The organism is Devosia sp. WQ 349K1 (assembly GCF_016595685.1).
Classification (GTDB): Bacteria; Pseudomonadota; Alphaproteobacteria; order Rhizobiales; family Devosiaceae; genus Devosia.
The window spans coordinates 547,504-559,550 of sequence record NZ_JAENGO010000001.1 but is presented as its reverse complement, the minus strand read 5'-3'; the positions used below and the strand labels follow the sequence as shown (position 1 = coordinate 559,550).

The 12,047-nt window shown below is 55.6% G+C and carries 14 protein-coding genes; 9 read left to right on the top strand and 5 right to left on the bottom strand.

The window, feature by feature from the left end; genetic code table 11:
- Nucleotides 1-75: 75 nt before the first annotated feature.
- From JHL21_RS02420 to JHL21_RS02400, 5 genes are all read left to right on the top strand, one after another.
- Nucleotides 76-759 (top strand): lysozyme, encoded by a 684-nt coding sequence (locus JHL21_RS02420; protein WP_210338826.1) that lies wholly within the window; start codon nucleotides 76-78, stop codon nucleotides 757-759.
- 3 nt (nucleotides 760-762) lie between these two features.
- Entirely contained in the window at nucleotides 763-996 is a 234-nt protein-coding gene (locus JHL21_RS02415; RefSeq protein WP_200211729.1) for a hypothetical protein, read from the top strand.
- A gap of 126 nt (nucleotides 997-1,122) precedes the next feature.
- The gene (locus tag JHL21_RS02410; RefSeq protein WP_200211727.1) at nucleotides 1,123-1,338 is read left to right on the top strand and encodes a hypothetical protein; all 216 of its coding nucleotides are present in this window, start codon (nucleotides 1,123-1,125) and stop codon (nucleotides 1,336-1,338) included.
- Nucleotides 1,339-1,578: 240 nt separating this feature from the next.
- On the top strand, nucleotides 1,579-1,728 hold the full coding sequence (locus JHL21_RS02405; protein WP_200211726.1) for a hypothetical protein: 150 nt from the start codon (nucleotides 1,579-1,581) through the stop codon (nucleotides 1,726-1,728).
- Nucleotides 1,729-1,730: 2 nt separating this feature from the next.
- Complete coding sequence (locus tag JHL21_RS02400; protein ID WP_200211725.1) at nucleotides 1,731-2,054, top strand: hypothetical protein; 324 nt, start codon at nucleotides 1,731-1,733, stop codon at nucleotides 2,052-2,054.
- Between the two features lies 1 nt (nucleotide 2,055).
- Here JHL21_RS02400 and JHL21_RS02395 read toward each other — a convergent pair whose 3' ends face one another.
- Nucleotides 2,056-2,820, bottom strand: coding sequence for an SOS response-associated peptidase (locus JHL21_RS02395; protein ID WP_200211724.1), 765 nt, complete (start codon nucleotides 2,818-2,820; stop codon nucleotides 2,056-2,058).
- Nucleotides 2,804-2,980, bottom strand: a complete 177-nt coding sequence (locus tag JHL21_RS02390; protein WP_200211723.1) for a hypothetical protein — start codon at nucleotides 2,978-2,980, stop codon at nucleotides 2,804-2,806. The genes JHL21_RS02395 and JHL21_RS02390 overlap by 17 nt, the downstream gene beginning before the upstream one ends.
- A 294-nt stretch (nucleotides 2,981-3,274) precedes the next feature.
- On the opposite strand from JHL21_RS02390, the gene JHL21_RS02385 reads away from it, so the two are divergent.
- Both JHL21_RS02385 and JHL21_RS02380 read left to right on the top strand, forming a co-directional pair.
- Entirely contained in the window at nucleotides 3,275-4,183 is a 909-nt protein-coding gene (locus tag JHL21_RS02385) for a hypothetical protein (RefSeq protein WP_200211721.1), read from the top strand.
- Between the two features lie 211 nt (nucleotides 4,184-4,394).
- Complete coding sequence (locus JHL21_RS02380) at nucleotides 4,395-6,089, top strand: protein kinase (RefSeq protein WP_200211720.1); 1,695 nt, start codon at nucleotides 4,395-4,397, stop codon at nucleotides 6,087-6,089.
- A 376-nt stretch (nucleotides 6,090-6,465) separates the two neighbouring features.
- Here the strand turns inward: JHL21_RS02380 and JHL21_RS02375 are convergent, their stop codons facing one another.
- Nucleotides 6,466-7,227 (bottom strand): outer membrane protein, encoded by a 762-nt coding sequence (locus tag JHL21_RS02375; RefSeq protein WP_200211717.1) that lies wholly within the window; start codon nucleotides 7,225-7,227, stop codon nucleotides 6,466-6,468.
- A 379-nt stretch (nucleotides 7,228-7,606) separates the two neighbouring features.
- Here JHL21_RS02375 and JHL21_RS02370 point away from each other — a divergent pair, with 379 nt between their 5' ends.
- Nucleotides 7,607-8,050, top strand: coding sequence for a hypothetical protein (locus JHL21_RS02370; protein ID WP_200211715.1), 444 nt, complete (start codon nucleotides 7,607-7,609; stop codon nucleotides 8,048-8,050).
- A 177-nt stretch (nucleotides 8,051-8,227) separates the two neighbouring features.
- The gene (locus JHL21_RS02365; RefSeq protein WP_200211713.1) at nucleotides 8,228-10,144 is read left to right on the top strand and encodes a glycoside hydrolase family 127 protein; all 1,917 of its coding nucleotides are present in this window, start codon (nucleotides 8,228-8,230) and stop codon (nucleotides 10,142-10,144) included.
- Between the two features lie 131 nt (nucleotides 10,145-10,275).
- Here the strand turns inward: JHL21_RS02365 and JHL21_RS02360 are convergent, their stop codons facing one another.
- Both JHL21_RS02360 and JHL21_RS02355 read right to left on the bottom strand, forming a co-directional pair.
- Nucleotides 10,276-11,154 carry a carbohydrate ABC transporter permease gene (locus JHL21_RS02360; RefSeq protein ID WP_200212251.1) on the bottom strand — a complete coding sequence of 293 codons (879 nt, stop codon included), beginning with the start codon at nucleotides 11,152-11,154 and terminating at the stop codon, nucleotides 10,276-10,278.
- A gap of 5 nt (nucleotides 11,155-11,159) precedes the next feature.
- Entirely contained in the window at nucleotides 11,160-12,038 is an 879-nt protein-coding gene (locus JHL21_RS02355; protein WP_200211712.1) for a carbohydrate ABC transporter permease, read from the bottom strand.
- Nucleotides 12,039-12,047: the final 9 nt, after the last annotated feature.

The following is a 12,047-nucleotide window of genomic DNA, read 5'->3' as shown; positions in this document are numbered from 1 at the left end:
CGGTTTGGAACAGCTTGCGGCGCTTTCCTCAAAACTGAACCATACACTAGTGCTTAAATCGATAGGAGACTAACGATGGTGACACAGTTGCCAGCGGACTTCCTTGCGTTCTCAAAGCAATGGGAGGGCTTCCGCGCGGATGCATACCCCGATCCGGGTTCGCGTGATGGGACCCCTTGGACCATTGGTTACGGCCAGACGGTTATTGATGGCGTCCCGGTGAAGAAAGGCGACACGATCACTGAGGCGCGGGCAACTCAGTTGCTTCAGCAGCGCCACAACACTTTGGCGGCGCGTGCGCTGTCAGTGGTGAGAATGCCGCTCTCGCCATATCAGCTAGCCACACTCGTTTCGTTCGCGGACAACGTCGGCTGGGGTGGGGGCGGTAAGATTGGCTTCTCTAACTCAACGCTGCTGAAAAAGCTCAACTCTGGCGACTACAGCGCTGTTCCTGGCGAACTGGCAAAGTGGAAGTACAATGACGGCAAGGTCATGGAAGGGCTGATCAACCGGCGTGCCGCCGAAGCAGGGCTTTGGGTAAAGGGCTCGTTTGTTTCTTCCGCGCCTGTCGATGCCAAGCCGGGGAACCCGCTGACTGAGCTAATGACGCCGGAACGCATGGCGGCAGGTGGCGGCCTGCTTGGCGGCGCTGCGGCAATCGCAAGCGGCAACGGCCCGGTGCAATACGCTATGGCCGCACTCATGGTCATTGCCGCCATAACGATTGCCATTGTGGTGATCCGAAAAGCGACGAGGTGAACCATGCTCGCCAAATTGGAGATGATTAGGCTCGCTCTGGCGGGCTTTTTTATTGCCCTGTTTTGGGCTTGGTGGGCCGGTCGCAAAGACGGCATCAAGCACATTGAAGGCGAGCAAGTCTCTCGCCGCATCCAATCCGTGAAAGACCGCAAGGAGGTCGATGATGAAGTTTCCAACCTTGGCAGCAATGATCTTGATCGCGGCCTTAATCGCTGGATGCGCGACGACGAGCGGTGATTTCTGCGACGTGTCAAGCGCCGTTCGGCCGTCTTTTCTAGATGAAATGACGGACGGTACGAAGGCTCAGATCCTCGCGCACAATCTATATGGCGAGCGCGCCTGCGGCTGGAAGGGGCGGTAAACGTGAAAGATACAACGCTGGGAGCCGTCACCGGCACGGCAGGGATAACCTTCCCGTGGTGGAATGAGATTGTGGTCTTTATGACCGGCGCGAACCAGTTTTTGATCGCGCTACTGGGCCTGTTCATCTTAGGGCTGACAGCACGCAAGCTTTGGATGGAAAACCAGATAGCAGCCCAAAAGCTTAGAGACCTACAGGGGCGGGGCGATGGGCAATAATGATGGGCCCGTAGTTTGCCCACATCACGGCTGCCCACCCAACTGGGATTGGATGCCATATCGCTGCGCAGGCAAGCTGCTGATCGCCTACCGCTTCCCATGTTGCGACTATCAGCTCCACGTTAGCGGCTTGCCAGTTCCGGGTATCCACAGCCCACTCCCTGAGACTGCGCGCTTGAAGCCGTGAATTGACGCGTTCTCTTTTTGTTCTCATAAATCGAGCAAAGCGGAGAATCGAAAATGAGCATAGCGATCAAGGTTGGCCCCACTGTTCAAATCAGGCGGCTTTTTGAAACTGGCCTCGATGCGGACGACATCGTAAAGCTGACAGGATATGCGCCTGTCGTGGTGCGTGATGCATTGGCAGTTAAGCGACCTTTGAAAAAATGAGCATGACGCCTAGCAGGCGGCAGCTTGAAGCCTATCGCCTACATCACGCTGCCGAAGAGGGCAGGGTCATCATTTACCGGTGCGGCTGCTGCAAGCGAGAAACTGCATTGCTGGCGACCGACATGCTTGAAATCTATGACCCAGAGATGGTGGTCTATCAGCCGCCGTCGCGGTGCGGGTTCTGCAAAGCATCGGGCCGCATGACCGTCAGGTTTCATATCCCGACGCGCTTTGACTACGGCACGCTTCGCCTCAGAAGGCCTGCCGGTCGGCGCCAGCTTTGGAAATGGGAGATGTACGGTCCCGAGATGGTCCGATCGTCGTAGGTCACTGATCAGACTTCTTGCCCACGGCGACGATCTCAAGAGCGCCGTTGGGTAGGGGCCTTTGCAATCCGATAGCGATCTCTTTCGGAGCCGTAAGCCACATTTCGATTTCCTCTGGTTCAGTCAGTATAACCGGCATGGCTTTGGGATGGATCGCGCCAACCACGTCATTTGGTGAGCTGGTGAGGAAGGCAAAGAGGTCTAGGCCCTCTTCAATGCCAGTTTTCGCCTTCCGAACGCCGGTCCATGATTCGAGCCAAATCCCCGCGAAGAATGCCAAGGGTCGGCTCTCATCGAGCGCAAACCAAGTGTCGCCAAGCTTCTTTCCGTCCGCGTCCGTGTGGCTGTCAAACTCGGAAAAGCTGGTGAACGGGACAACGCACCGGTTCTCTACGCCCATCCATCGGGACCAGTGACGGTTCCATTTGTCCTTGTCAGGATCGTAGATGTTGCGCACGTTTGTCGTGCCGGCGTCGGGCTCAAGTCGGAGCAGTTCTGCGAAATCGACCACTTGGCCTTTCGCTTCCAATTTCTCCGCGCGCTTCTTCGCGCTCTGCATTAACGCGAACTGGCTCGACGGCATGCCCCAGCGAGCCATAGCGATTTCTCTGCCATCGGCTGTGTTCCGAACGATGGGCGCGAGGTAATCGGGGAAGATGCCTGGCTGCGGCTCAAGATTACCCACGCTCGAATGCACGCGCGTTAGATCGCGCACCATTGCTGTGATCGCAGAACGGTTGCTGGTGTGGCTATAGAGGTTGCACATCTGGGCGTTGCTTCCGTCGCTCGATTTCCTGCACTTGCCGATCAAACTCTTTCAGCATGATACGGACTGCATTATCATCGACAAGTTGCACCAGCGGCACCTGATCGATTGCCACTCCCAGTATTGCGGCGATGCTTGTGGTGTTCGGAGTGCGAGCCATGCTAAGTCCGCGACTATTTAAGTGGAAGCAAATGAAGTGCATCATGTCAGATGCTCTCCACTGCAGCAATAATTGTACTCATCGCGTTGGTTTGGCGGACGACCCATATGGGGTGAATACTTTGCCGAGCAGGGGAGGGCCGTTTCCAACCTCGTTCCTGTCATTTCAACCGGTTCAACCTCTGACCGAAACCTGCCGCCGCGTGGACTATTTGGATCGCCGTTCGGGCATTCGCTCTATCCTTCCGCTATATAATAACAGGACGGAAAGCGAATCCTTATATCCGAGGCTAGAATGACCAAAGACGAAATTGCAACCGATGGGGGCGCCAACAAGGTCCCTAACAATCCGCTATCCCTGACAGATACGTTTTTTTTTCGTCCGCTCACCTTCCCGAGCCTCGAAATTCCGACGCTGTTTCCAGAATCGATGTTTGACGATTTGGCCAAGGCTGGGGCGGCGTTTCGACGGATGAGCGAGGAAATGCTAGCCGCGTGGGTGCCTGCAGTCGATCTGTTCAGGGATATTAGCGAACCCATCGAGCGATCCAAAAGGATTGAAGCGTCCGGATGGCTACCGCATTACACAACACCTTTCGCTGAGATCAACGACGAGATGACGGCAGAAGAAATCAGTGCCGTCATTGCGCAGCATTACCGGGAGAACTGGCGCGATGTCGAAAGCGCCTTCTTAGGACGGCTAGAAGCTAGTCAGCTTGACGAAGAAGCCAATGCAACCTTCAGGGAAGCACTTGTCAGTCATAGGCATGGCCTCTATCGCTCTGTGCCTCGGACCCTGTTCCCCGAGATCGAACGGGTGGCCTGCGCCGAGCTATATGACGGCTTCCGAACATACCGCAAGGAAGACGCGAAAAGCGGTAAGTCGCTTGAACTCCCCATAACCAGCCTTCCGGATTTTGCCGCAGCGATTGGGGAACTTCCGGTCGGCCATGTGCTGACGACGGATTACGGCTATGCGCTATATATCAAATTGGAAAAGCATCTGTACAAGGCCGTCAGGCGCCCCGATGAGATTGCAGCAGCGGTCGCGGACGCGGTTCCAAACCGTCACGCATCACTGCATGGCATCGTGACCTACAGCACCATGCAGAACAGCCTGAACTCTCTGGTTATGACGGATTTCATCTTTCACTTGATCGGCCATATCAAAACGTTGTCAACAGAAGCAGCCCATGAAGCGTGACCACACTGCTCTCCCCGTCCACCGCCCGAAACCTCCCAGCGTGCAAGCCACCCCAAAAGCCACGGTCGGCGACCGTCCCCATTTAGGTCGTTCCAAAATTGCGTGCGTTTGCCAAAAAATTGCCATCCGGAAGGCAACTCTATTACGGAAAGCTGGTGGTCCAATGAACGCATCCTGTGTTGAACGCAGAGAAGTATGTTCGAGGCCCTAGATGACAGACAATTCATCGTCATGGGTCGATTGCCCAACCTGGAGTGAGCGCTGGGAGAAGATTGAGACGCTAGAAGGAGGAGGCCAGGGCGACGCCTATAAAGTGCGCAGCCTGTCTGATGGTAACATCGCGTTCCTGAAAATTATCAAGTCTAAAAAGGACCCTGAGCGCAGGGCCCGCTTTTTTCGCGAGGCGACTGCCTATGATAGCTTCGGCGTAGATGGAATACCTAGGCTCATAGAAAGCAACGCTCATCACCACGCAGATGGGGGATATACCCCGTTCATCGTAACCGAGTTCATTGACGGGAGTACGCTTCGGTCTTGGCGTGAGGCACAAGCTTCGGTGTCAGTTGAGATTGCCGTGATGATCACAATGAGGCTGCTCCATATCCTTGGGGCCTGTCACGTAGAAGGATGTGTCCATCGCGACGTGAAACCTGACAACATCATTCTAGAAGATGGTGATCCAGCCCAAGTCTGGCTGCTCGATTTCGGCTTAAGCCATCATAATCTGGCCAACATCGATTTCCGAACGGCGGATCATCAAGAAGTTGGAAACAGGTTCCTTCGGCTACCCGAACTGTCGGCGGGCAGCCTGTCCAAACAGGATCCCCGATCCGACATTAGTTTCGCGGCGGGCATTCTTTTCTATGTTTTGACAGGCGACCATCCTGACGTGCTTGAAGACGGGCATGGGAGACTGCCACACCAGCGACCTGACGCGCTCGCTAAGCTTCAGCGTGTTGCAGCGCGGCAATTGGCTCGGCTTCGCGCTTTATTTGACGAAGCTTTTGCCACACGTTTGGTCAACCGCATGTCCTCAACTCAGGTGATGCACGAACGATTGGAGAGGATAATGCATGACCAGCCAACAGGAGCTTCGGCAGAACAGGACATAGCTGCTCTCCGCGAGATTCTTGATACCAACGTTAACCGCCACCTGAATGAGAGAATCACCAAGCTCAGCGAGGCACTTAGGCAGGTGCAACAAGTTTTCAATCAGGTGCGGCAATCCATAGGAGGCACACTGTCGATCAGCCAAACCGGATGGAGCGTTGATGGCGCACTCGGCGTCAACACGTTAACTTTGTCGGAGCCGGGATCAAGAGATCGCATACTGTCGGTCACTTATGAGGTCGTGCCTGCAGGTGAGGAGTTAGTGGTTCGTTTGGCCGAAGACAACGTGTACCGAACGGACCTTGCAGAACCCGACTATGGGGAGAATTTCCATGCAGCTGTTCAAGCTTGGCTTGTTGCCAGGCTAATAACTGCAGTCAGTGATCCCAACGCTCTACCGCCCGAGGCGGACATCTTCAAGGAGAACAGGCCGGTCGGTACAATCGAAGCTGCAGCGAGCGAAGCAGATCGCCGAAATCTACCAATCTTAGCATTCGTCTATGACCCTTCGCAGCCGAACCGCGGTCGGCTGGGTTGGTCCCTGAATTACTTCCTGCAGAATCGACGCACGCGCGACACCATGAATGGCGCTTTCGTCACGGCGCTTGTGCCTCTAGCTGCGATGAGCGCCATCTCCGACATTCTTGATCAGCAGTCGATGGAGCAAGCTAGGTGGGTGGTCTTAGACCAGCAGCTTTTGCCGCTGGAGCAGCAGGTGATCTGTGCAAATGCGCAGGACGCAGAGCACATCGTCGACGAACTCGCTAAACGATATGCAACATCCGCGGCTGAGTGATGATCAGTCAGCGTTGATGTTGCAATCAAAACTCATTTCACAGCGTGGTTGAAGTACTGCCGAAGTCCGCTAACCTAGAGGCGCCCTCCAAACCTGCATGTGGCCTCCCCAACTATGCCGGTCGTTCGTGAGACTGTCTTCTAAGGCATCATAAGGGGTTAGCCATTGCTGGCAAAAAGCGTTGATTCCTCAGTCCGAGATTTTGGGGTGGTTAGCCAATATAAGGCCATGAGAATAAAGGCTTGTGGCACTCCCTCCCTGCCCGCCAGTACTTGAGCGTGAGTTGCATTTTTAAATGCAACGCAGACTTATGATTAGTCTCCGCTTACGCTGAGCGCTTTGTGCAATTCAACTAAAACCTGTCGTGTATTGCGCGTTAGAACTTATAGTTCAGACCGATCTTTACGATATGCGTTGACACTTTCGACCCGATATTGAAATCGAGCCCCGTCGATGTGCCGCCACCCGGGCCAGAGATCGTGGTACTACCGAAATAGTTGAAGTTGTATTCGGCCTTTGCGGTGATGGTGTCGGTGATCGCGTGCTCTAGGCCTGCGCCAACAACAAGTCCGAGCCCCAAGTCGCGAGACGCATCAAACGTTCCGCCACCGCATGTGCCAGTCGAGCAGGTGTCTAGGAAGCCGACACGCGCGCCTGAATATATCCCGCCGATTTTTCCGTAGACAAGCGAACGATCTAAGGCGTAGCCGAGGCGGGCAGCAAGGCTACCGTACCAGCCCCCTCCAAATGTCCCGGCCCCATCATAGGGGGCGTCGAATGGGTCTAAGAAAGGCGGGAAAGCGCTGCCTTCAATCCTCATATATCCTAGCTCGCCTTCTAGGCCGTAGACGACATCGGCCGATTGCCAGTTGTAGCCAGCTTGCGCGCCCAATACGGCACCGTGGACATCAACATCGAACGCATAAGCAGGGAAAGACGGAAAGCCGCCATTGTATTCGCTGTCAGCGAAATGACCGCGTTGCCAGCCATAGCCAAGATGCGCACCAATGTAGCCCCCAGACCAATCGAAGGTTGAGTTGTAGTTGTTTATGGGGGGTGGTGCTATGAAAGTTTCATCTGCGGAATTTGCAGATACGACAGAGGTTAGCGAGATTATGGCAACAAAGAGTGGTTTCATTTGTGATAACTACCCAATTTGTTTGATGTTTTATAATATATCTGATTCCTGAATATATTATGCAGTCTCACTTTTAATATAGTTTTTGAGGTTGTTGGTTGTGGTGGGTTCTGATTTTTACACGCCTGTTTTTTGATTGATGTTCGGGGGCGCTGTTCAGTGGGGAATAGGATTAGAGATAGATTTCAGACTTAGGAGCCGCCTTTCGACGCCCCATTGTCTGGTTTGGATATTGATGGACTGCTTTGCAGCTATGCTCGGGGGCATTTAGCTTTGTTAAGTGACGGCGTCACCATAAAAGCACCATTGTTTGCTTGATCTTGGTATGCAGTGCGCAGGACTAAGATACTAAGCTATTCAAAGAAGGTGATTTTCACAGATGCCATTTAACGCTGCTGGGCTTCGCAATATCGTACTCGCTTTGGGCCTGATGGGCGCCTGTGGCGCCGTGTCGGCGCAAGAGGCGGTGCCGCTGACCGATGAGCTCTTTGACCTCCATTGGGTCGCTATCGAATATGAAGGCAAGATCGAAGGCGTTGAGCTGGCGCCAACCACTCTTGTCGTTTCAGATAGAGAATTCGGTCATGTGGGCGGGCAAACGGGGTGTGAAACCGATTGGACAGCGAAAGTTGAGATCGCACTGCCGAAGGTGACTTTCAGCGAGGTAGAGGGTTTTTATGAGGACAGCTGTCCGGCGTATAAAAACACCATCGCGCTGTTGAATGCGCTGGAGCAGGTTTCATACGCAGAAACCTCGCCTGAAGGGCTCGAACTCAAGGCGGAGGATGGCCGTCGGGTGATGCTGATGGTCGCCGGCGGCTAGGCGTACAGACATAGTGCGAGAGGGCAGGCTTCGGCCTGCCTTTTTTGTTTTCGGGCCTTACGTTGCAGGCGCGGTATTGCCGTAAATCATGTATGGCAGAAGGGTGAATCTCTATAGACTGGTCATGAGGAGGGCGCGGCCGAGGGGCTTGCGCGCTGACTATCTATGGGAACGAGAATGACTATTTCTGAGAACCGTCAGTTCAGGCCATTGCCTGTGCCATCCGTCTCTATTGGTGGGTATTGGGGGGATTGGCAGGACGCTGTTTGCGACGAGACCGCCAAGACGCTTTTGGATCGCTGTGTCTCGGCGCGGATGCTCGAGCAGATTAACCCGGATGTGCCGAGCCCGGGCGTGGTTCTTCCCATTATGAATTGGGGCGGGACCACCCAGATGTTCTGGGATAGCGACATGGCCAAGTCTATCGAGACCATTGCCTATTCGCTCTATCGCAAGCCCAATGCAGAGCTGGAGCGGCGGGCCGATGAGATCATCGACATGTACGCCAAGCTCCAGGACGCGGACGGGTATCTCAACTCCTTCTTCCAGCGGATTAAGCCGGAGTGGAAGTGGAGCAATCTGCGCGACTTCCATGAGCTTTACTGTGCCGGGCACATGATTGAGGCGGCGGTGGCCTATTATCAGGCAACCGGCAAGCGCAAGTTCATGGATGTCATGAGCCGCATGGCGGATTACTGCGTCGCAAAGTTTGGCTATGGGCCGGGGCAGATGCGCGGCTATTGTGGGCACGAAGAAATCGAGTTGGCACTGGTGCGCCTCGCACGCGAGACCGGTAACCAATCCTACATGGATCTAGCCAAATTCTTCGTGGATGAGCGCGGGCAAGCGCCGAACTTCTTTATGGAAGAAGCGAAGGCGTTCGGTCGCGACCCGAAGGGCTGGCAGAAGAATATTCTGGAATATTCGCAGTCCCATGCTCCCGTGCGGGAGCAGAGCAAGGTGGTGGGGCACGCCGTTCGGGCGATGTATCTCTATTCGGCCATGGCGGACCTTGCGACCGAGTATAATGACGACAGCCTGACAGCGACGCTGGAAACGCTGTGGGCGGACCTGACACAAAAGCAGATGTATGTGACCGGCGGTATCGGCCCGGCGCATTCCAATGAAGGTTTTACCGACTATTACGACCTGCCCAATGACACGGCCTATGCGGAGACCTGCGCGTCGGTTGGGCTGGTGTTCTGGGCGTCGCGCATGTTGGGGCGTGGGCCGAAGCGGCTCTATGCGGATACGATGGAACAGGCGCTCTATAACGGGGCGATCACTGGCCTCGCCATGGATGGCAAGACGTTCTTTTATGACAACCCGCTCGAGTCGACCGGCAAGCACCACCGCTGGATTTGGCATCCGTGCCCGTGCTGTCCGCCGAACATTGCGCGGCTAGTGACGTCGCTGGGCTCGTACATCTATCAGGTGGCGGATGATGAAATCGCCGTACACCTTTATGCCCAGAGCGAAGCGCGGGTGGAGCTGGCCAATGGCGCAAAGTTCACGCTGACGCAAAAGACGGACTATCCGTGGTCGGGTGATATCGCCATTGAGATTGCGCCAGAGCAAAGCGCAACTTTCGCGGTGTCGCTGCGTATCCCTCAGTGGGCGCGGGCCGCAAAGCTCTGCGTCAACGGGCAGCCTATTGTGCTGTTTGACTTGGGGGCCGATGGCTATGTGCGCATTGAGCGCGAGTGGGCGAAGGGCGATGTGATCCAGCTGACGTTGCCGCTTGAGCCGCGTGCGGTCCGGGCGCACCCCTATGTCCGCCAGAATGCGGGCAGGGTGGCGATCATGCGTGGGCCGCTGGTCTATTGCATGGAAGGCGCTGACAACGGCGTGGGGCTCAATTCCGTTCTGTTGGGGAATGGCTTGGGCAAGGCACAGACTGCGGTTATTCCCGATCTGCGCGGGGCCATTGCCATTGATCTGCCGGTGCTCAAGGAGAGTGCTGGCGCCTGGGGGAATGCGCTTTACGCGGAAGCGGAGGCTGCGACAGAGGCGGTCAATGCAAGGCTCGTGCCCTATCATCTATGGGACAATCGCGCGCCGGGCGAAATGTTGGTCTGGATGCGCAACGCATAAGGCAAAGGACCTTCATCTCACGCATGAAGACCGGCAACGAAATGGTTGCCGGTCTTTTGTTTTGGGCTGTTACGCGTGCAAAGAAAAACCCCGCCGAAGCGGGGTTTTGGAAGCGGAGTTTTTTGGATGTGTTAGCCCTTCACGCCAGCCGAGAGCATGATCGCCTGGGTCACGCGGCGCTGGAAGATGAGGTAGACGATGGCGACGGGCAGGCCGGTCATGACCGCAGAGGCGAGCTCGCGGGCATAGGCAACGCCGAAGGCATCGTTGACCTGCGTGATCCCGACAGCGACGGTCATAGCTTCTTCTTTGGTGACGGCCAGGAATGGCCAGAGGAAGGAGTTCCATGCGCCGATGAAGGTGATGATGGCGAGCGCGGTGGTGACGCCCCAGTTCATCGGCAGGAAGATGCGGAACAACATGCGGAATTCATTGGTGTTGTCCATGATCGCGGCTTCGCGGAATTCTTTGGGAACGCCATCGAAGAACTGCTTGTAGATCATGGTGGACATCGGCGCGATCAGCGAAGGCATGATGATGCCTGCCCATGTGTTGATCAGCTTGAACTGCGCGGCGAGAATGTAGTGGTTCACGATCAGGGCCTGAATAGGCACCATGAAGCTGGCGAGAATGACGAACCACAAGACCTTACGGCCGGGGAATTTAAGCTGGCTGATGGCATAGCCGCAGCAGGCCGACATCAGTACCACGATGACGGTGGTTAGCAGCGCAATGGCGATGGAGTTGAAATACCAAAGGCCAATCTTGGTGTTGAATAGAACGGCCGTGTAGGCGTCCAGCGTGAATGTGCGGGGCCATGGGGCAAAGCCGGGCTCAACCACCTGGCTTTCGGGCTTGAGGCTGGTGATGATCGCCCAATAGAGCGGGAAGGCCCAAACCACGGCGCAGATGATGGTCAGCAGTGAAATCACCAGACCAACTTTGTCGACGGTCTTGATGATGTTGAGTTTGCGCGTCGAAACGGTCTTTTCAGGTAGGCTCGAGGTCATAGCGGTCATTTTGCACCTCGTGCGCGCAGCGCCGTGTATTGCAGAACCGAAACGGTGATGATGATGACGAAGAGGGCGACAGAGATCGTGGCGGCATATCCGCCTTCGCTCTTCTGGAAGGCCTGATTGTAGATGTACTGCACCAGAACCATTGAGGGGTCAGCGCGTCCGCCCTGGACGAAGAGATAGACCTGATCGAAGATTTTAAGCTGCAGGATGAGCTGGATGGTGAGGACCAGCGCCGTTACCGGCCAGATCAGCGGCCAAGTGATGCGGAAGAACTGCTTGAAGCGCCCAGCATTGTCGAGGGAGGCCGCTTCATAGATCTCGGGGGAGATCGAGCGCAGGCCAGCCAAGAACAGCAGGATATTGAAGCCACAGGTCCACCAGATGGTGACGAGCGCCACCGCAGGCATGAACAGCCAAGTGGTGCGGAACACGTGGGTGGGCTTGCCGAAGATCATGGTCAGCGGGCCCTGCATGATGCCGAACTGGGTGTCGAACATCCAATTCCACATCAGATAGACCACGGACACGGGCAGGATATAGGGCAGGAAGAACAGCGCGAGGACGAGAGACTGCTGCCAGCCTTTGAGGCGATTGACGCCAATGGCGATGAGCAGGCCCACGAGCGTGTTGGGAATGACGGTGAGCAGAACGAAATAGCCGGTATTGACCACTGCCGTTTTGAAGCGGCGATCGTCGAACATTTCGAAATAATTGTCCAAACCGATCCAGTTTCCGGGGCCGATGAGCGGCGCGTCGGTGAAGCTGAGCAACACCATTTGGATGGTTGGCCAGATGAAGAGCACAAGGTAGGCGGCGACAAATGGCGCGACCAATATCAAGGCCCACGTGATCTCGGAACGTCTGCTTCTAATCATCCCAAGGCT